We start from the raw sequence: 18986 nt of genomic DNA, 5'->3' as shown, positions 1-18986 counted from the left end.
TGTGTCAGAGGCGTGAGGGCACTGCAGGACGAAGACTGCCTCGTCAGGTGACGGGGAGGGTCGCACAAGGAGAGGTGGACATGGCGTCACAGGATCATCACGCAGGATGCGCGCCCGTCAGACGACACCCGCGGTGGCGGACCGCTCTGGTGCTGATGGTGCTGGTGTCATGTCTGGGGCTTTCCCTGTGGCTGGTGAGCCGCCATCTGCCGATTCCCTTCGTCGATGAGGGAGTCCATTTCGCGCAGATCCGCCAGTTTCTGGAGGGCGACTGGCATCAGCATCCCAAGCTGACCACGCTGACGCTCTATCACGCCAGCATGGCGCTGGTACTGATGACGCTTCAGACGCTCGGGGACTGGCTGAATCTGCCGCTGGCGACAGCCACCATGACGGGACGCTGGCCACAGATGCCGTCGGTGGACTGGGTGCGCGGTCTTTCGCTGGTGGGCTTCAGCGTCATGGCGTTCCTCCTCTGGCGGGCATTGCCGCAGGGCTACCGGCGTCTCGCTCCTTCGCTGGAGGCGCACGACGCTCGTCACCAGGCCAGCCGTCAGTGCTGGCAGTGGCTGTGGCTGCCGATCATCTTTCCCTATCTGGCGCTGGTGTATACCGACCCCTGGATCATCGCGCTGGTCGCGTTGCAGCTCGTCGCACTGGTGCGAGAACAGCGTCTGCTGCTGCTGGTATTGATCATGGCGGGATTGGGGTTGCGTCAGGACAGCATCGTGCTGCTGGGGTTGTGGGGCGGCCTGCTGCTGTGTCTGACCCATCACAAGGCCGTGAGCGAGGCGCGGATGGCAGGACTGGCGACTCCCTTGCGCGCGCCGCTCTCTCGGCTCTCCACCTGGTGGGCACTGTTCATCAACTGGTGGTGGGTGCTCGGGCTACCGGTGGTCGCCTTTCTCGGCTTCCTTCTCTGGAATGGCGGCATCGCCATGGGAGACACCACGCGCCATCAGGCCGGTTGGCACACCGGCAATCTCGGCTATTACCTGGCGGTGATCGGCATGGTGTTCCTGCCGCTGTGGCTTTCGGACCTGCCGCGTCAATGGCAGGGGATGAAGCGTGCATGTTCGCGGGAAGGATGGCGGCGAGAAATGCTGTTGCTGCTGCTGGCGGTCGGCCTGTGGCTGGTGCTGGCAATGAGCTTCGAGCTGACCCATGACTACAACTTCCAGCGCTGGACGATTCGCAATGTCTGGCTGATGTGGTGGAACGAGCACCCGGTCGCGCGCTGGATCACCCTGCTGATGTCCACCAGCGTGGCCTTCTGGTGGCTGAGAGCACCGTTGAGACTGGGGCATGGTGGGCTGCTGCTGGTGATGCTCGCGCTGATGATCTGCACGCGGGAATTGATCGAGACGCGCTACATGCTGCCGTTGATCACTGTGTACCAGCTGCTGCGTGTGCCTGAGCGTCCCGCCGTGGAGCGCGCGATGACGCTGTGGGCCATGGCGATGGGAGTGATGCTGCTGGCGGGACTGGTGCTGACCCGCACCTTGCCCTGAAAGCCGCAGGGCGAGGGAGCAAGGTGCGGACTGGAGGCTGTCAGGCCTCGTCGTGCTGATGGCGGGCTTCTGCCGAGGCGTGCGGATCGGTGCTCGGAGTGCTGCCACGGGGTGACTCGGCCACCCAGGCATAGGCGGCTTCTCGCTCGGCAGGCGAGAAGTGGCGGACTTCGATGGAGCGCACCAGATGCTTGCTGAATTCGGTGACGTGACGCAACCACTCGGCCTTACTGATGATGGCCTCGCGTTCGAAGTCGCCAAGATGACGCAGGGCGTAGCCGATATCGTTGAGCAGCGCTGCCGGCGTGATCAGCCCGAAGCGCTCGATTTCCACCAGCAACGAGATGCGCTCATGGCGCGCGAGGCGCTCATCACATTCGCGGATCACGGGAGCGAGCGACGCCTGATCGATGCTGCCTTCCAGCCGCAGGGCGACGACGTGATCAGCGGGACTCTTGAGCAATGTCAGCATGTTGGGCTCCTGCACGTGAGCGTGGTGGGGGAGTGGGTCACACAGCCACTCTGACAGCGATGTGACACATTTCAGTGTAGTCGCATGTAGCCATCGCAGCAGGCGCATCTGCGCGCCAGCATCATGGGGAGAGCGCCATGACGGCGTACCCCGGCCTGTCACTCACACCGTTTCGGACGCAGTCCGTACCACAATGGCAGCGCGACCAGCAGGCTGCCGCCCAGCAGGTTGCCGATGCCTGCCGGCAGGATGTTCCAGCGCATGGCGTCCCACCAGCCGGGGCCTTCTCCCGTCGGCATGATCATCGAGAAATAGGCCATGTTGGCCGGGCTGTGCTGGAAGTTGCCTGCCACGAACAGACTGACGGCCAGCACGATGGGCACGAACTTGTCGATGATGGTCCTGCCCATCACGGCGAGAAATGCCGCCATCCCGACCATCCAGTTGCCCAGCATTCCCGACAGCACCAGCGAGAACCAACCTTCGGCACCTCCTGTCTGCTGATAGTGCATCTTCTTCGCCACCAGTTCGGCCAGCAGCTGATAGTGCTGGGGGGAGTAGACCTGTGCCACCGAGATCACCCAGCCTGTCAGCATCGTGCCGAGCAGATTGCCTATCCAGGCCAGTACCCAGAACTTCAGGCCGCGCCGCAGCATGTCACTGCGGGAGCAGTTGAGCGCACTGACCGGCAGGATGACATTGGCCTCGGTAAAGAGGGCGGCGCCGGTCAGGATGACGAGGAAGAAGCCGACCGAGAACCCGACCCCCTGAAGCAGCAGCTGCAAGCCATGTGTCTCGACCCCGGTCGACAGCAGGATGGAAAACAGCGCCCCCATGGTGATGAAGGCGCCGCCCAGCATGGCCAGTACCAGAATGCGGGGGGCTGACAGGGTATGGATGTGTTCGCAGGCTTCTCGACAGATTTCCTGTGCCACATCACGGGAAGCGATGAACTGGGCGGCAGGGCGGTGGGGCGAATCGTCGGACATGGGGAGTTCCTTCGGCCATTTCATGAGGCGGCAATGAGGTGGGCGGCAATGAGGTGGGGCGGCAATGAGATGATGCACACTCACGTGGGCTCAGAGGAAATAGACCTTGGGGAGCAGAGAAGCCAATTCAATTGCACAGGGCACCTGGCGGTGAGTATCGAGCAGGTAATGGCAGCTCAGCAGGAGGTGGCGTCTGGCGAGGTTTCTGCACGACAGGCATGAAAAAGCGCCGCCCGGACATGATGAACATGACATGGCGACGCTCTTGAATGCTGCTTGAGTCTGTCTTGCTTGGCGTGGTGCTGCCTGAAGCGATGGTACGGCCAGCCGGACTCGAACCGGCACGCCCGAAGGCAGGAGATTTTAAGTCTCCGGTGTCTACCGATTCCACCATGGCCGCGCAGACTGGCGCATAACTTAGCATATTTCAGAACAAGGTCAACTTTAATGCGTGACATACGAGGGTTAACTGATTGTTCTGCAATCCCTTTGCCTCATCACTGAGGGCAGTGGTGCACATGACGCGCGTTCGGGCATCAGAGCGGACAGGCGCAATGAATCCTCTGCACAAGACGTGTGCGACAGGGGTTCAGGCAAGGATGAGGAATGAAAAGACCAGCGGGAAATGATGCAGGTACTGAAGGCGAAAATCAGAGAAGACCGACAGGGAGTGTCAGTGATTCAACAGATGAAACGAGATGGATAAAGTAGAAAAGCAAGACGACCAGGAGGGAAGGTGTCTTGTCCATTTCAGTGCAGGACAGGGGATGTCAGGCGTTCTGAAATGGAGGCTGGAGTCGGAATCGAACCGGCGTACACGGAGTTGCAGTCCGCTGCATGACCACTCTGCCATCCAGCCTCAATGATCGAGATGTCAGTCGAAACTGATGTCTGATCCGAGGTTTCTCTGCGCGTTGCGCAAGAGAATTGAGTCAATGTCGAAGTGCCGTCAAGGCCACCTGTTTCATTGGAGCGGGAAACGAGATTCGAACTCGCGACCCCAACCTTGGCAAGGTTGTGCTCTACCACTGAGCTATTCCCGCTGAACTCGAGGTCGAATTATACGGATAATTCCCATGCTGTCAAACAGTTAATGAAAAAATGTCTCGCAGACCTGGTGGTCGGAAACGACGACGCCCACCTGCCGAAAGGGCGGGTGGGCGTCTCGAGAACTGGCCTCTGCCAGTCGGGCAATTTGCTGGGCCCGTGTCGTGCTGAGCATTCGTCATGCTGAACATGTGCCACGTGTCAGACGGAACGTATCAGTTCCGGCCATGCCGCACGCAGGTAACTGATCATCGACCACAACGTCAGGGCAGCGGAGATATACAGCAGGCCGAGGCCGGCATCGCCCCCGAGACTGCCTGGGGAGAAGTACAGCAGCATGAACAGGGCGAGCATCTGGGCAGCGGTCTTCAGCTTGCCGACCCATGAGACTGCCACGCTGCCGCGCTTGCCGATCTCGGCCATCCATTCGCGCAGTGCGGAGATGACGATCTCGCGACCGATGATGATCAAGCTGGGAATCGTCATCCACAGGCTGTCGTAGCGTTCGATCAACAGCCCCAATGCCACGGCGACCATCAGCTTGTCAGCCACCGGGTCCAGGAAGGCGCCGAAGGGCGTCGTCTGATTCCAGCGTCGCGCGAGATAGCCATCGAACCAGTCGGTCACTGCCGCCAGGGCGAACAGCAGGGCGGTGACGGGCAGGCTCCAGTCATATGGCAGATAGAAGCACACCACCAGCAGCGGAATGAACAGGATGCGGATCAGAGTCAGGATATTGGGAATGCTCATCGTGACGGCACGAGTCCTTGCATGAAGCGTCGGGTGGCTGGGCGAAATCAAGGGCGACGCCCCGAAAGGGCAGATCGCTCCGCTAGCGCCGCACAAGTCGTCTATTCTAGCCTGCCGGTGAGGTATTCAGCCATGCCAAACCGCAGGATATTCAAGCCGACTTCCGTTACCCCTGCCTGTGCGGCAGGCTGAGGGTGACAGAGGTCGGCGTGGGGTGTCGATGTATCCCCTGCTGCATGATCGGTCAGCCGTGCAGTGCCTGATGGATCACCTCGGCAAGGGATTCGCTGATGCCGGGCACCCGCGCCAGTTCCGGCTTGGAGGCCTGCTTGACCCCCTGGAGTCCCCCGAAGAACTTGAGCAGTTCCCGGCGGCGCTTGGGCCCGACCCCCGCGATGCCCTCGAGACTCGAGGTGCGGCGCGCCTTGTCACGTTTGGCGCGGTGGCCGGCAATCGCGAAGCGGTGCGATTCATCACGGATATGCTGGATCAAGTGCAGCGCCGGTGAATGGCTGTCGAGATCCAGGGTGTCATGCACCGTCTCGATGAACAGCGTCTCCAGGCCGGCCTTGCGCGTGGTGCCCTTGGCGACCCCGAGCAGGATGATGTCGGTCACGCCGAGCGACACGAAGACCTCACGCGCCATGTTGAGCTGACCCTTGCCGCCATCGACCAGCAGGATGTCAGGGCGCTTGCCTTCTCCCTCCTGCAGACGCTTGAAACGTCGCGTCAGCGCCTGCTGCATGGCGGCGTAGTCATCACCGGCCGTCACTCCCTCGATGTTGAAGCGTCGATAATCCGACTTGATGGGGCCCTCGTGATCGAACACCACGCAGCTGGCCACGGTCGCCTCACCGTGGCTGTGGGAGATGTCGAAGCACTCCAGGCGTTTGGGCACTTCCGCAAGCCCCAGAGCATCGCGCAATGACAGAAAGCGATTGGAGAGCTGCTGGCGGCTGGCCAGCTGAGTGGCCAGATACTGCTCGGCGTTGGTCTGTGCCAGCGTGAGCCACTGGGCGCGATGGCCGCGTACCTGGTGCGCCACGCGAACGCGGCGACCGGCTTTCTCGCTCAGTGCACCTTCCACCAGCGGCGCATCCTCGAGTGCCAGTGAGGTGAGCACCTCATCGGGCATCTCGCGATCCTGACCCAGGTAGTACTGACTGACGAAGCCGGTCAACAGCTCGCTGCTGGTGAGGTCCAGTCCGTTGCCCGGCGAGAAATGACGCGCTCCGAGCATGCGCCCCTGGCGGACTGACAGCACGCTGATGCACAGTCCGCCCGGGCGCTCGGCGAGTGCCAGAATGTCGGCATTGCCGGTGCCGGTATCGACATATTGCTTCTCCTGCATCCGACGCAGCTGAGCGACCTGATCGCGCAGGCGTGCCGCCTCCTCGAATTCTAGGCGCATGGCGGCATCTTCCATCGCCCGACTCAGCTCATCGGTGACCTGATCGCTCTGGCCGTTCAGGCACATCACCGCGTGTTCCATGTCGCGACGATAATCCTGCTTGCTGATGTAATCGACGCACGGCGCAGTGCAGCGGTTGATCTGATATTGCAGGCACGGACGCTCACGATGCGCGAATACCGAATCCTCGCAATTGCGCAGCCGGAAGATCTTCTGCATCAATGTCAGCGATTCCCGCACTGCCACGCTGCTGGGATAGGGGCCGAAATACCGGCCATCGTTGCGCTTGTGGCGCACGCGCTTGAACTCCAGCGCCGGATAGTCGTGATGCTGACTGATGAAGACGTAAGGGTAGGACTTGTCGTCGCGCAGCAGGATGTTGTACGGCGGGCGCAGCTCCTTGATCAGGGTCTGCTCAAGCAGCAGCGCTTCCGTTTCGCTGCGGGTGATGGTGACCTGGACATCCGCGATGCGCCCGACCAGTGCCTGGGTCTTGGCATTCAGGCCGGTATTGCGGAAATAGCTGGAGAGGCGTGCCTTCAAGCGCTTTGCCTTGCCGACATAGAGCACCTCGCCGGCGGTATCCAGCATGCGATAGATACCGGGCGCATCACTGACATGCTTGAGGAAGTGGCGCGGATCGAAATCATTCGCCTCGGCCGCCGGGGCGGAGGCATCGCTGGTGATCAGACGACTGGACACCCGAGCGGCGTCACTGCGCTCGCGGTTCGCGTTGGACTCGTTGGCGGATTCCGGTGGCGTGGAATCGGGATGCTGCTTGGCCATGGGGTTCCTCGTTCGGAGATGTCGCCAGTCTATCAAACAAGCCGAAGGCCCGATCAAGGGAGCTGCATGTCCATCTTCAGGTGCCGTGGCTGTCTTCAGGGGCAATGCGCATCGGCAGGCAAACAGATCAGATTGGGGCGGGTGTCCCGCGCAGCAAGGGGGCAGGAGACGCGGCGGGGTGGGATGCCCGGTGATGTCGGGCGCCGCCATGCCCATCGAGAGATGCCAGGCGAGCGATGCCCGTGGAGAGATGCCAGTGGAGAGAAGGAAAGGCCAGCAAGACGATCGGAAAAAAGCCCACGGCCCGATGATGCCTCCCCTGAGGGATGGTGTCATCGGGCCGTGGGCTTTCCCGTCAGCGAATCACTTCGCTGTCGCCTGCGTGGCTCAATCCGACAGTGGCCGAGCCTCGAGAGCATAGTCGTCGAGCAATTGATGGCGCATGGCCAGATGCGTCATTTCGACGTCACTGGTCACGCCCAGCTTCTCGAAGATGCGATAGCGATAGGTATTGACGGTCTTGGGGCTCAGGTGAAGGCGGTCGGAGATCTCGTTGACGCGATGACAGTTGACGATCATCAGCGCCACCTGCATCTCGCGGGTCGAGAGTTGCTCGAAGGGATTGCTGCATCCGGTGTCCATGCCCGAGAACACCAGGCGTTGCGCGATCTCCGGGGTCAGGTAGCGTTCGCCACCGGCGACTCGGCGAATGGCGCGAATCATTTCATCGAAGGGCGTGCCCTTGGAGATGAAACCGAAGGCCCCTGCTTCCAGCAGGCGTTTGGCGAAGGATTCCTCGAGATAGGCGGTCAGGACGATCACGCGAACTTCCGGCAGGCTGCGAACGATCTTGCGCGTGGCTTCAAGTCCATCGACGCCGGGCATGCGAATGTCCATCAGCACGATATCCGGACTGTGCTCACGGCAGAGTTTGATCGCGGTTTCGCCATCCGAGGCTTCTGCAATCACCTTGAGCCCATCCTCTAGCTCAATGGTACGGACGATGCTGGTACGCACCAGGTGGTGGTCATCAGCGACAAGAACCTTGATCAAGGCGGCTCCAGTAAAGATGTCATCAGGCGTGTTAGTTAGTATGGCTTTCAATGTACCCATTGGCCATGGGCTTGTCGATGCCACTGTCATCCCGTGCGTCGCATGCAAGATGACCACCCTTCATCAGCGTGCTTCGTGACGGTGAACGCGGGAAATCGCTGCAAAAATAAGGGGTTGACGGCTTGTCATGTGGTCTGTAGTATTCGCTGCATCGTGAGCACGGGGCCTTAGCTCAGCTGGGAGAGCGCAACACTGGCAGTGTTGAGGTCAGCGGTTCGATCCCGCTAGGCTCCACCATGTCACGAGATGCCAGCATACCGGCATGCAGGGTCAACTCTGCGAAGTATGGCGCGCAACTTGAGCGCGCAGTGGGGCCTTAGCTCAGCTGGGAGAGCGCAACACTGGCAGTGTTGAGGTCAGCGGTTCGATCCCGCTAGGCTCCACCAGAATATTGAAAAAGCGGCCATCCTTCGGGGTGGCCGCTTTTTTTTGGTTCATTGCCTCTTGCCCTTCACAGGGCCACCCCCGTCGTCGGCCGCCGTCGGCCGCCTGCGGTAACGCAGGCATCAGCAGCGCTCGCCCGAGCCATTCGCCGTGTCAGTGCCACGGCGAATGGCGGTCAAGCATTCACATTCCCGCGTCGCTGTCTTCCAGTCGTTCGAACAGGATCAGGTGATCGGCCTGAATGCGCAGACTGACGTCTTCCCCCGGGTGATAGTCGTGATGGCTGTTGAAGGCCGCCTCGACCTCACGACCTGACGGCAAGGCCAGGCGATACAGGGTGCTGGTACCGGCGAAGGTCGCGCTGAGCACGCGCGCCTTGAGATCACTGGTTTCCGCCTCTCCTTCAGCCAGCACCAGATCATCCGGACGCAGCAGCACGTCTACCGGTGTCCCGGCTTCATACGGATAGGCACGGTTGCCGCGGATCACCCCGAGTTCGGTGGAGACGCTTTCGTTGTCCGCCAGCGTGCCGGGGATGAAGTAGCCCTGACCGATGAAGTTGGCGACGAAGCGCGTGGCCGGCTCGTGATACAGATTGAACGGCGTATCCCATTGCTGCAGGTGCCCGGCATGGATGACGCCGATCTGGTCCGCCATCGCGAAGGCTTCATTCTGATCATGGGTGACCAGTACCGCGCTGATGCCGAGGTGCTTGAGAATCCGGCGCACCTCCTGGCTCAGCTGACGGCGCAGCTCCACGTCCAGATTCGAGAACGGCTCGTCGAGCAGCAGGATGCGTGGCTCCGGCGCCAGCGCGCGTGCCAGGGCCACGCGCTGCTGCTGTCCGCCCGAGAGTTCATGCGGAAAACGCTCGCCCAGATGCCCCAGACCGACCAGCGTCAGCAGTTCCGCTACCTTGGCATTGCGCTCGGCCTTCGGCATGCGGCGTACGCCAAACCCCACGTTGTCCGCCACGCTCAGGTGCGGAAACAGGGCGTAATCCTGAAAGACCATGCCGACGTGTCGCTCTTCCGGCGCCGTCAGCTGGGTGGCGCTGGAGAGCACTTCTCCCTCGAGGCGAATCTCACCGACCGCCACCGGTTCAAAGCCGGCGATCGCGCGCAGCAGGGTCGTCTTGCCGCAGCCGGACGGGCCGAGCAGGCAGGCGATATCCCCCTTGTTGAGAGAGAAATTGATGTCACGGGTCACCACGGTGGTGTCGTAGCGACATTCCAGAGAATCAATCTGCAGGAGCGGTTGCATGATGGCGGGTCGGTCCAGAAAACGAGAAGGGCAGCGAGTGGAACAGCCGGCGAGGGCATCAGGGGCGGGCGCTGAGCTCACGCGCCCGCCTGTCTGTGCATACGATGTCGCCGCCGGCATGGATGCAGGCGGCGACAGGCAGGACTGATTCAGTCCTGACGACCCAGCATCAGGAATTCGAGCAATGCCTTCTGGGCGTGCAGACGGTTGCCGGCTTCCTGCCAGACGACGGCGCGCGGGTCATCCAGCAGCCCCATGCTGATCTCTTCGCCGCGGTGTGCCGGCAGGCAGTGCAGGAAGATGACGTCATCGGCGGCCTTGTCGAGCATGGCTTCATCGACCTGGTAGCCGGCGAAGTCGGCTTCGCGCTTGAGCTGCTCCTCTTCCTGGCCCATGGAGGCCCAGACATCGGTGGTCACCAGATCCGCGCCCTGGACGGCTTCCTGCGGGTCGCGGTGGATGCTGACGCGCTGACCGGCTGCCGCGACGATCTCGCTGTCCGGCTCGTAGCCTTCCGGGCAGCAGATGCGCAGGATGAAGTCGAACTGGCGTGCGGCGTTGATCCAGGAATGGCACATGTTGTTGCCATCGCCGATCCAGACCGCTGTCTTGCCCTTCACGGAGCCACGGCACTCGGTCCAGGTCATCACGTCAGCCAGCAGCTGGCACGGGTGGTAGTCATCGGTGAGTGCATTGATGACCGGCACGCTGGAGGCATCGGCGAAGGCTTCGATATCGGAGTGCGCGAAGGTGCGGATCATCACGCCATCCACCATCTCGGAGAGCACGCGCGCGGTGTCACCGATCGGCTCGCCACGGCCCAGCTGGGTATCGCGCGGCGACAGGAACAGGGCATGGCCGCCGAACTGGGCCATCGCCGTCTCGAAGGACACACGGGTGCGCGTGGAGGACTTCTCGAAGATCATCGCCAGGGTACGGTTGGCGAACGGCGTGTAGACCGGACCTTCCTTCTTCAAGCCATCCTTGATGGTGATGGCGCGCTGAATCAGGTAATCGAGTTCTTCCGGAGAAAGGTCAAGCAGAGTCAGAAAGTGCCGGGTGGCCATCGAGCGGGCTCCTGTCAGGGTCTCGGGCAGCACCATCGAAAAGGGCGCCATGCGTCGGAGGGAAGGAAGTCGCCGACGATCACGGCGCCCGATTGGCGCTGCCTGTCAAAAGAGCCATCCTAGCCAGCTGAGCGGGCGGGCGCAACGCCGAGGCGTCTCGCGAGGCATCGAGAGCCCTTGCCTCGCCCCGCGCGTGCGCCGGTCAGCCTGCCGACAGCGACATCGCCGGCCTGCCCTGCAGACACCAATCTCGCCCTGGGGCAATATCGGGGGCTGAATTCGTGGCTCACCCTCAGTAGAATGAGGGAATGACACTCACGGGCCTTGCGCCCACCGTCCGAGGATTGCACATGAGCACCACCATCGAATCGATCGAGAAGCAGATTGGCGAGAACCCCATCCTGCTGTACATGAAGGGCACGCCGCAGCTGCCGCAGTGCGGTTTCTCCGCCCAGACCGTCCAGGCCGTGATGGCGTGCGGCGAGCGTTTCGCCTTCGTCAACATCCTGGACAACCCGGACATCCGTGCGGAGCTGCCGAAGTACGCCAACTGGCCGACCTTCCCGCAGCTGTGGATCAACGGCGAGCTGGTCGGCGGCTGCGACATCGTGGTCGAGATGTACCAGAACGGCGAGCTGGAGCCGATGATCAAGCAGGCCGCTCAGGAAGCGGCTGCCGAGTGATCGGTATTCCCGGGTCAGACATGTTCTGATCTGAGCGGAGCCTGTCAGACAAAACGCCCCCGCAGCCTGGCTGCGGGGGCGTTTTCGTGTGGCGATTTCGCAGGGCTGTCATGCACGGCCGGGCCGGGCAAGTCCCTGGCTGTCAGGTGGCAGGCGTCTCGAGCGAGGCGGGCACCTCGTCGTTCATGCCCTGTTCCTTCATCGCCAGATCCCAGCCGCCCAGATCCTTGAAGCGATTGACCATCGCGCAGAACAGCTCCGCGGTGCGCTCGGTGTCATAGCGCGCCGAGTGGGCGGAGGCGTTGTCGAACTCGATGCCGGCGGCGCGGCAGGCGCGGGCCAGTACCGTCTGGCCGTAGACCAGACCCGCAAGTGAGGCGGTATCGAAGCATGAGAACGGGTGGAACGGATTGCGCTTGATACCGCAACGCTCCACCGCCGCGTTCAGGAAGCCCTGATCGAAGGCCGCGTTGTGACCGACCAGCACCGCACGTGTGCAGCCGTGTGCCTTGATGGCCTTGCGTATCGGGCTGAAGATTTCGCCCAGTGCCTGATTCTCGGCCACGGCCACCTGCTTGCGTACCGGGTTGTCCAGATCGATCCCGGTGAAGTCCAGTGCCGACTGCTCGATATTGGCCCCTTCAAAGGGCGCCACGTGAAAGGCGTAGGTGGCATCCGGCACCATGTTGCCGTCGTCATCCATGGTCAGCGTGACGGCAGCGATCTCGAGCAGTGCATCTCCGGCGGCATTGAATCCACCTGTCTCGAGGTCCACCACCACTGGCAGGAAGCCACGGAAGCGTTGTGCCATCAGCGTGCGCTCGCTCGCCTGGGTCATCAAGATCTCCAATCCCGTCATTGCGTCTCGTGCTGCGCCGTGCGTCTCGCCGGCGCTCAAGGAGAGCAATTGTAGCAGGGCGATACGGACACGTCGCGGCGCAGGCGTCAGGGCGGCCCCGGCAGGGGGACGCCAGGTTCCGTTCTGCCCATGACAGCGCCTGTCAGCAGTATCGGTGAGGTGCCAGCCTCGCTATAATCGGCCCCACATCGTGATTCGAGTGGCAACGGGCGGCCACCTGCTGGGCAGGCCTTCCTCGCGACCGTACGATCCATCCCCACCTGCGTCCCCGTCCTCGGGCGGTGGCATCGCGGGAACTACAAGCATCAACTCAGGAGTCAAGCATGTCCGACGTGCAAAAGGTCGTTCTCGCCTACTCCGGCGGCCTGGACACTTCAGTCATCGTCAAGTGGCTGCAGGAAACCTACAACTGTGAAGTCGTGACCTTCACCGCTGACCTCGGTCAGGGCGAGGAAGTCGAGCCGGCGCGTGCCAAGGCGGAAGCCCTCGGCGTGAAGGAGATCTACATCGAGGATCTGCGCGAGACCTTCGTCCGCGATTACGTCTTCCCGATGTTCCGTGCCAACGCCATCTACGAAGGCGAGTACCTGCTGGGCACCTCCATCGCACGTCCGCTGATCGCGCGTCGCCTGGTCGAGATCGCCAACGAGACCGGCGCTGACGCCATCTCCCACGGTGCGACCGGCAAGGGCAACGACCAGGTGCGTTTCGAGCTGGGCGCCTACGCGCTGAAGCCGGGCATCCAGGTCATCGCGCCGTGGCGTGAGTGGGACCTGAACTCCCGCGAGAAGTTGATGGAATACTGCGAGCAGCACGGTATCGAAGTCGACTACGCCAAGAACAAGAAGAAGTCGCCGTACTCCATGGACGCGAACCTTCTGCACATCTCCTATGAAGGTGGCGTGCTGGAAGACCCGTGGACCGAGTGCGAAGAAGAGATGTGGCGCTGGAGCGTCAGCCCGGAGCAGGCGCCGAACGAGGCGACCTACATCGACCTGACCTACACCAAGGGCGACATCACTGCCATCGATGGCAAGGAAATGGCCGCTCACGAAGTGCTCGAGTACCTGAACAAGGTCGGCGGCGCCAACGGCATCGGCCGTCTCGACATCGTCGAGAACCGTTATGTCGGCATGAAGTCCCGTGGCTGCTACGAAACACCGGGCGGCACCATCATGATGCGTGCTCATCGTGCCATCGAATCCATCACCCTGGACCGCGAAGCGGCTCACCTGAAGGACGAGATGATGCCCAAGTACGCTGAGCTTGTGTACAACGGCTACTGGTGGAGCCCGGAGCGTCGCATGCTGCAGGCGGCCATCGATGAGTCCCAGAAGGTCGTCAACGGCGTCGTGCGCCTCAAGCTCTACAAGGGCAACGTCATCGTCGTGGGTCGTCAGTCCGAGGATTCACTGTTCGACGCCTCCATCGCGACCTTCGAGGACGATGCAGGCGCCTACGACCAGAAAGACGCTGCCGGCTTCATCAAGCTGAATTCCCTGCGCCTGCGTATCGCGGCCAGCAAGGGACGTGGCATCGAGTAAGGCATCACCGGATGCGCATGCTGAGAGATCGCCTGCCCATCTGACCCGATGACGATGTCTGTCGGGTCATCAAGACGCCGGCCCTGGTGGCAGTCCCCGGACTGCTGACGGGGCCGGCGTTCTGCCATCTGTGCCATGCAAGTCGTGCCATGCAAGCCGCGCCATGCAAGCGGCCAGCGCGATGCCCGTGCGCGTGTCCTGGATGGCATGCGGCTTAGTGTCTGGTGGGAAGGTCGCATTTCCCCCGGCACGGGGGCGTGGCATGCTGAGGGTCTCATCATAAACTCTCATTTCTTTCACTTTTTCCAGGTGAATGCCGGTGACACTAGAGGCCGGCCACCGAAGGATCCTTCAACATGCTGGGAATGCTCAAGAAACTGTTTTCCGCAGGCGAGCCTGCGCCGGTCAAGGAACCGGAGGCCGTCGAATACAATGGTTACCTCATCGTCGCCATGCCGCAGAAGCACGAAGGGCAGTACCGGGTCTCCGGCGTGATTCGCAAGCCACTGGAAGGGGGCGAGACGCTGGAGCATCGCTTCGAGCGCTCCGACACCGTGCCGGGAGAAGACGGCGCCGTGGAGCTGACCGTGCTCAAGGCGAAACGCACCATCGATGATCTGGGCGACACGATCTTCGAACGCTGAGCCGACGTGATGGGTACCCGGCGGGTATCCTCGTCGAACTCGGCATCGAAGCCTGCGTTCAGGAAGCACGATTCAGGGAGACGACATGATCACGGTGCACCATCTGGAAAACTCACGCTCGCAGCGCATTCTGTGGCTGTTGGAAGAGCTGAATCTGGAATACCGCCTGGAAATCCATGCCCGTGACGCCGGGAGCATGCGTGCGCCCCGGGCACTCAAGGACATCCACCCGCTGGGCAAGGCGCCGGTGATCACCGACACCACGCTGTCCGGTGACACGGGAGCGCCTGTCGTGGTCGCGGAGTCCGGCGCCATCATCGAATACCTCATCGATGTCTATGGCTCGCAGGGCAGTGGGGAGAGTGCCCACCTCAGGCCAGCCCCCGGGACTCAGGCCGAGCGCGACTACCGTTTCTGGCTGCACTTCGCCGAAGGCTCCGCCATGTTGCCGCTGATGCTCAGGCTGGTGTTCTCGCGTCTCGACAAGCCACCGGTGCCGTGGTTGTTCCGTCCGATCGCCCGCCTGCTGGCCAAGGGAGTCAATGACAAGTTCATCAGCCCGGAAATCAAGGCGCACCTCACCTACATGGATACCTGTCTCGAACGTCGCCCCTGGCTTGCCGGTGACGCCCTGACCGGTGCCGATATCCAGATGAGCTTCCCGATCCAGGCGCTCGATACGCGTCAGGGGCTCAAGAATCATCCGAACATCCAGGACTGGCTGGCGCGCATCCGGGCGCGCGCCGCCTTCCAGCGCGCCGTGGACAAGGGTGGCGAACTGGCCCTCTGATCCCCGAGCGACCGGAGCGACACGTCGCCCCTGCACCCCCTGCGCAGACAGGGCATGTGAACAGGGCGTGTGAACAGGGCGTGTGAACAGGGCGTGTGAACAGGGCATGCAGACCGGCATGCAGGCAGCAAAGGCCGAGGTGGTGCGACATCGGGATGTCGCCTGGGCCATCACGCGGGGGATCGGGAATGTGATTCCCCCGCGAGGCTATCCGGGGGGGTGACGGGTAGCGGGACAGGGAGTCAACCGGGGACGAGGGAATGACACGCAAGAGTCTACGTGAGCAGTCGCTTGAGGCCACGATCCAGCAGATGGAGCGCGACAAGGCACGTCTGGAGCGCCGTGTCGCGAGTCTGGAGGAGAAGTTGTCGTCGACCCTCGACGGCACGGGTCTGCGTCTCTGGCAGCTGGAAGTTCCCACCGGCAAGCTCACCATCTTCAACTATCGCTGGGGGCGCATGCTGGGTTATCAGCCCGGCGAGTTGAACGCTCATTTCGATGTCTGGCGAGATCACCTCCACCCGGAAGACCGCGACGAGGTGCTCGCCAATCTCGAGGACCATCTCGCCGGGCGCACCGAAGTCTATCAGGTGGTGCATCGCATGCTGGCCCGAGACGGCAGCATCACCTGGGTCGCGGACAGGGGACGAGTCGTCGAACGTGACGCGAATGGCAAGGCGCTGCGGCTGTTGGGCACCCATACCGACATCAGCCACGAGAAGGATTACGAGACTCGCCTCAATGCCCTGGCCAGCACCGATGCACTGACGGGACTTTCCAATCGCCAGGCCATCAATGGCTGGTTCAAGCGTCAGCTGGCGGACGACAGTGCGCTGTTGTTCATCGACGTGGATGGCTTCAAGCAGGTCAATGATGCGCTGGGACATCGTGCTGGCGATGAAGTGCTGGTATTGCTCGCCCACGGTCTCAATGAAGAGCTGCATCATCTGGGCGTCCATCATCATCTGGCCGCGCGCTTCGGCGGGGATGAGTTCCTGTTCCAGCTGCCGCGCATGACACCGGCGCGTATCGAGATGATCGTGCGGCGCTGGCTGGCACGCTTCGGCCAGCCCCTCGAGATCAGTACGGGACAGGCCAGCATCGGCCTGAGCATCGGGGTCTGCTTCGGCCGAGACGCCAACGGCAACTTCGCGACCGCATTGGAATATGCCGATCAGGCGATGTATCGCGTCAAGCGCAGCGGCAAGCACGGCTACCATCTGCATGCCCCCTTGCGGCATGGCGAGGCGCCCCGCGTCAGCGCTTTGCAGGACTCTCCCTCCAGAGCGCGTCACGCCGCCGGCACCTCCCCGCGTCTGCCTCCCGAGATTCCCGTCGCCTCGCCGCTGGACACTCTGGCCCAGGCCTCCGCCGCGACACGCGCAGACAGCGCCACCCCCCTCACGCCTGCGCGTGACCCCGCCACCCGCCCGGTCATCGACGAGTGACAGCGCGGATGGCAGGCTGACGCCGCATTGCCATGTGCTTGTGCTATCACTGCCTCTCAGAACTTCTGTCATCTCGGAGCTTCTATCAGCTCGGAGCTTCTGTCAGCTCGGTATCGTCCTGTCATCTCTGTCTGCCTCGGGACTGATCGTCATGTCGGATGGCAATCCCGCATGGGCAATGGTTGACTGACACTGGCAGAGAGATGACAGGCGTCATGTCACCAGCAGGGCGAGGGTCCTCAAGGAGTGAAGGATGAGTCACAACGAGACAGGCCGACAGTGCGTCAATCAGTTCTTCCATCAGTCGGGCGATATCATCGGCGCGGCGCTTTCCGGCAGTGCCCAGTTGCAGCATCCCGATGGCAGCGGCCTGCGTCTGTCCGCGCCGGACAGCGGCATGCGCCTGGTGGTGCGCGATGACTGGCAGCGCGATCAGGTCGCGCTGATTTCCGGCGGCGGTTCTGGACATGAGCCCGCGCATGCCGGCTTTGTCGGGGCCGGCATGCTCACCGCGGCGGTATGTGGTGAGCTGTTCGCCTCACCGACGGTGGAGGCGGTGCTCGCGGCGCTCAGAGAGGTGACCGGTGACGCGGGGACCCTGTTGATCGTCAAGAACTACACCGGAGACCGCCTCAATTTCGGTCTGGCGGCCGAACGGGCACGTCAGGAAGGGCTCAAGGTCGAGATGGTCATCGTCGCCGATGATGTGGCGCTGCCTGACAACCCACAGCCGCGCGGGCTGGCTGGCACCTTGCTGGTCCACAAGATCGCCGGGGCACTGGCGGCAGGCGGCGCGGATCTCGAGGAGGTCACCGCCGTGGCGCGCCGGGTGGCGGACAGCTGCTCGACCTTGGGCATGGCGCTCGATGTCGGGCGTCATCCCGGCAAGCCGCGTGAGCCACGCGCGCCGGAGCTGGGGCTCGGCATTCATGGCGAGCCGGGCGCCACCACGCTGGAGTTCGGCAGCCACGCCGGAGATTGCGACGTGCATGCCCTGATGGATCAGGTAGTGGCGGCGCTGATACAGGGGCACTCGCGCAAGGAGGCCGGGGGTGACCTGCCCGCCACCGGCCATCTGCTGATGATCAATGATCTGGGTGGCTGCTCGGCATTGGAGCGCGCGGTCCTGCTCGACGAGGCGCTGGCGCATCCGTCGCTCAAGGCGCTGGGCATTCACGCCGTGGTGGGACCCCAGCCGCTGATGACCTCACTGGACATGCACGGCTTCTCGCTGACGCTGTTGCCGCTGGACGGCTTGCTGGAAGAGGCACTGGACGCCCGCTGTGCGCCGCGTGCCTGGCCCGGTGTTCAGCGGGTGGTGCCGCTGGCGCATTTCACGCCTCGTCAGGAGGGGGGACGCGCTGTTCAAGACGCCTCCACGCTTGCCGAGCGCGCCCGAGCCAAGGCCGATTGCCAGGCGCGTGCTGCCCGGGAAGGCCGGGCGAGGGTAGCGCTTCCGGGCGACCCTCAGGTCGAGCAGCGGCTGCGTGCTGTGCTGGAAGTCCTGCTGGCCAGTGAGGTGGATCTCGATCGTCTCGATGCCATCAGCGGGGACGGGGATACCGGCACCACCTTTGCCGGCGGTGCCCGTGCCGTGTTGGAAGCGCTGGAGGACTGTGAGCTGGCCTGTGGTGACAGTGGCGAGCTGATGACCTCCATCGGCAAGCAGCTGGCCTACGGCATGGGCGGTTCCAGTGGCGTGCTGCTCTCGACCCTGTTCACCGCGGCGGCGACGCGGTGGAAGACGCAAGCCAGCGAGGCAGACGCCCGTGCACCTGCCTCGCTGGGGCAGCGCTGGCATGAGGCGCTCGATCACGGTGTGGGGCGGATGCAGCATTACGGCGGCGCCGTGCGCGGGGACCGCAGCCTGCTGGATGCGCTGTTGCCGGCGTTGGACGCACTGCAGGCGTCGGTGCAGGGTGAGCAGCAGGCGTCGGTGCAGGGCGAGCGCATCGACTGGGCCGCGATGGCACGCGCCGCCCGCCAAGGGGCGGATGCCACCGCGGAGATGGCCAAGGCACGGGCCGGACGCTCCGCCTATGTGCCCGCCGCCCATCTGGTCGGCCACAACGACCCGGGCGCGGAAGCCGTGGCGCGTGTCTTTGAAGCGCTGGCGGACGCCGCCGAGGAAGCGGCGGGCTGATTCGATTGACCGGCTGAGCCGGTTGACCCGAATGACCCGCGTCTGAGCTCCCCAGATCCACAAAGCACTAAAACCGGAAGGC

The 18986-nt window shown here is 63.0% G+C and carries 15 protein-coding genes and 5 tRNA genes; 9 read left to right on the top strand and 11 right to left on the bottom strand.

What is annotated here, in order from left to right:
* Positions 1-80 precede the first annotated feature (80 nt).
* Positions 81-1511 (top strand): hypothetical protein, encoded by a 1431-nt coding sequence (locus tag HXS65_RS06085; protein ID WP_176493456.1) that lies wholly within the window; start codon positions 81-83, stop codon positions 1509-1511.
* A gap of 40 nt (positions 1512-1551) precedes the next feature.
* Here HXS65_RS06085 and HXS65_RS06080 read toward each other — a convergent pair whose 3' ends face one another.
* The 8 genes from HXS65_RS06080 to uvrY form a co-directional block, all read right to left on the bottom strand.
* Positions 1552-1983, bottom strand: coding sequence for an STAS/SEC14 domain-containing protein (locus HXS65_RS06080; protein ID WP_167592971.1), 432 nt, complete (start codon positions 1981-1983; stop codon positions 1552-1554).
* 158 nt (positions 1984-2141) lie between these two features.
* On the bottom strand, positions 2142-2972 hold the full coding sequence (locus HXS65_RS06075; RefSeq protein ID WP_176493455.1) for a formate/nitrite transporter family protein: 831 nt from the start codon (positions 2970-2972) through the stop codon (positions 2142-2144).
* Between the two features lie 315 nt (positions 2973-3287).
* Positions 3288-3372, bottom strand: a tRNA-Leu gene (locus tag HXS65_RS06070).
* 385 nt (positions 3373-3757) lie between these two features.
* Positions 3758-3831 (bottom strand) — tRNA-Cys (locus HXS65_RS06065).
* Between the two features lie 109 nt (positions 3832-3940).
* Positions 3941-4015: transfer RNA gene (locus HXS65_RS06060), tRNA-Gly, on the bottom strand.
* Between the two features lie 205 nt (positions 4016-4220).
* The gene (gene pgsA / locus HXS65_RS06055) at positions 4221-4769 is read right to left on the bottom strand and encodes a CDP-diacylglycerol--glycerol-3-phosphate 3-phosphatidyltransferase (RefSeq protein ID WP_077374945.1); all 549 of its coding nucleotides are present in this window, start codon (positions 4767-4769) and stop codon (positions 4221-4223) included.
* Between the two features lie 244 nt (positions 4770-5013).
* Positions 5014-6966 (bottom strand): excinuclease ABC subunit UvrC, encoded by a 1953-nt coding sequence (gene uvrC, locus HXS65_RS06050; RefSeq protein WP_077374942.1) that lies wholly within the window; start codon positions 6964-6966, stop codon positions 5014-5016.
* A 387-nt stretch (positions 6967-7353) separates the two neighbouring features.
* Complete coding sequence (uvrY, locus tag HXS65_RS06045; protein ID WP_077374938.1) at positions 7354-8019, bottom strand: UvrY/SirA/GacA family response regulator transcription factor; 666 nt, start codon at positions 8017-8019, stop codon at positions 7354-7356.
* A 221-nt stretch (positions 8020-8240) separates the two neighbouring features.
* Between uvrY and HXS65_RS06040 the strand changes: the two genes are divergently transcribed.
* Together HXS65_RS06040 and HXS65_RS06035 are read left to right on the top strand one after the other, a co-directional pair.
* A tRNA-Ala gene (locus HXS65_RS06040) sits at positions 8241-8316 on the top strand.
* A gap of 73 nt (positions 8317-8389) precedes the next feature.
* Positions 8390-8465: transfer RNA gene (locus HXS65_RS06035), tRNA-Ala, on the top strand.
* A gap of 181 nt (positions 8466-8646) precedes the next feature.
* On the opposite strand, the gene HXS65_RS06030 is transcribed toward HXS65_RS06035, so the two are convergent.
* Positions 8647-9726: an ABC transporter ATP-binding protein gene (locus HXS65_RS06030; RefSeq protein ID WP_176493454.1), complete on the bottom strand. Its 1080-nt coding sequence runs from the start codon at positions 9724-9726 to the stop codon at positions 8647-8649.
* Between the two features lie 149 nt (positions 9727-9875).
* A complete protein-coding gene (gene argF / locus HXS65_RS06025; RefSeq protein WP_077374935.1) occupies positions 9876-10793 on the bottom strand; it encodes an ornithine carbamoyltransferase in 918 nt (305 codons plus the stop codon).
* 350 nt (positions 10794-11143) lie between these two features.
* Between argF and grxD the strand changes: the two genes are divergently transcribed.
* A complete protein-coding gene (grxD, locus tag HXS65_RS06020) occupies positions 11144-11476 on the top strand; it encodes a Grx4 family monothiol glutaredoxin (RefSeq protein ID WP_077374932.1) in 333 nt (110 codons plus the stop codon).
* A 142-nt stretch (positions 11477-11618) separates the two neighbouring features.
* Here grxD and rnt read toward each other — a convergent pair whose 3' ends face one another.
* Positions 11619-12314: a ribonuclease T gene (gene rnt, locus HXS65_RS06015; RefSeq protein ID WP_077375652.1), complete on the bottom strand. Its 696-nt coding sequence runs from the start codon at positions 12312-12314 to the stop codon at positions 11619-11621.
* A 302-nt stretch (positions 12315-12616) separates the two neighbouring features.
* Here rnt and HXS65_RS06010 point away from each other — a divergent pair, with 302 nt between their 5' ends.
* The 5 genes from HXS65_RS06010 (at position 12617) to HXS65_RS05990 (ending at position 18904) form a co-directional block, all read left to right on the top strand.
* Positions 12617-13879, top strand: a complete 1263-nt coding sequence (locus tag HXS65_RS06010; RefSeq protein ID WP_255303132.1) for an argininosuccinate synthase — start codon at positions 12617-12619, stop codon at positions 13877-13879.
* A gap of 356 nt (positions 13880-14235) precedes the next feature.
* Positions 14236-14523: an HlyU family transcriptional regulator gene (locus HXS65_RS06005; protein WP_307722815.1), complete on the top strand. Its 288-nt coding sequence runs from the start codon at positions 14236-14238 to the stop codon at positions 14521-14523.
* 85 nt (positions 14524-14608) lie between these two features.
* The gene (locus HXS65_RS06000; protein ID WP_141392127.1) at positions 14609-15313 is read left to right on the top strand and encodes a glutathione S-transferase; all 705 of its coding nucleotides are present in this window, start codon (positions 14609-14611) and stop codon (positions 15311-15313) included.
* Positions 15314-15573: 260 nt separating this feature from the next.
* Positions 15574-16761 carry a diguanylate cyclase domain-containing protein gene (locus HXS65_RS05995; RefSeq protein ID WP_176493453.1) on the top strand — a complete coding sequence of 396 codons (1188 nt, stop codon included), beginning with the start codon at positions 15574-15576 and terminating at the stop codon, positions 16759-16761.
* Between the two features lie 253 nt (positions 16762-17014).
* Positions 17015-18904 (top strand): dihydroxyacetone kinase subunit DhaK, encoded by a 1890-nt coding sequence (locus HXS65_RS05990; protein ID WP_176493452.1) that lies wholly within the window; start codon positions 17015-17017, stop codon positions 18902-18904.
* Positions 18905-18986 lie beyond the last annotated feature (82 nt).

The organism is Cobetia sp. 5-25-4-2, from assembly GCF_013374075.1.
GTDB lineage: Bacteria > Pseudomonadota > Gammaproteobacteria > Pseudomonadales > Halomonadaceae > Cobetia > Cobetia marina.
The sequence above is the reverse complement of the archived record's forward strand: the minus strand, read 5'-3'. Positions and strand labels throughout refer to the sequence as shown.

Excerpts from the sequence above, each read along its gene's own strand:
- HXS65_RS06085 (WP_176493456.1), top strand. The coding sequence starts at position 81 with ATGGCGTCACAGGATCATCACGCAGGATGCGCGCCCGTCAGACGACAC.
- HXS65_RS06080 (WP_167592971.1), bottom strand. The coding sequence starts at position 1,983 with ATGCTGACATTGCTCAAGAGTCCCGCTGATCACGTCGTCGCCCTGCGG.
- HXS65_RS06075 (WP_176493455.1), bottom strand. The coding sequence starts at position 2,972 with ATGTCCGACGATTCGCCCCACCGCCCTGCCGCCCAGTTCATCGCTTCC.
- pgsA (WP_077374945.1), bottom strand. The coding sequence starts at position 4,769 with ATGAGCATTCCCAATATCCTGACTCTGATCCGCATCCTGTTCATTCCG.
- uvrC (WP_077374942.1), bottom strand. The coding sequence starts at position 6,966 with ATGGCCAAGCAGCATCCCGATTCCACGCCACCGGAATCCGCCAACGAG.
- HXS65_RS06030 (WP_176493454.1), bottom strand. The coding sequence starts at position 9,726 with ATGCAACCGCTCCTGCAGATTGATTCTCTGGAATGTCGCTACGACACC.
- argF (WP_077374935.1), bottom strand. The coding sequence starts at position 10,793 with ATGGCCACCCGGCACTTTCTGACTCTGCTTGACCTTTCTCCGGAAGAA.
- grxD (WP_077374932.1), top strand. The coding sequence starts at position 11,144 with ATGAGCACCACCATCGAATCGATCGAGAAGCAGATTGGCGAGAACCCC.
- rnt (WP_077375652.1), bottom strand. The coding sequence starts at position 12,314 with ATGACCCAGGCGAGCGAGCGCACGCTGATGGCACAACGCTTCCGTGGC.
- HXS65_RS06005 (WP_307722815.1), top strand. The coding sequence starts at position 14,236 with ATGCTGGGAATGCTCAAGAAACTGTTTTCCGCAGGCGAGCCTGCGCCG.
- HXS65_RS06000 (WP_141392127.1), top strand. The coding sequence starts at position 14,609 with ATGATCACGGTGCACCATCTGGAAAACTCACGCTCGCAGCGCATTCTG.
- HXS65_RS05995 (WP_176493453.1), top strand. The coding sequence starts at position 15,574 with ATGACACGCAAGAGTCTACGTGAGCAGTCGCTTGAGGCCACGATCCAG.
- HXS65_RS05990 (WP_176493452.1), top strand. The coding sequence starts at position 17,015 with ATGAGTCACAACGAGACAGGCCGACAGTGCGTCAATCAGTTCTTCCAT.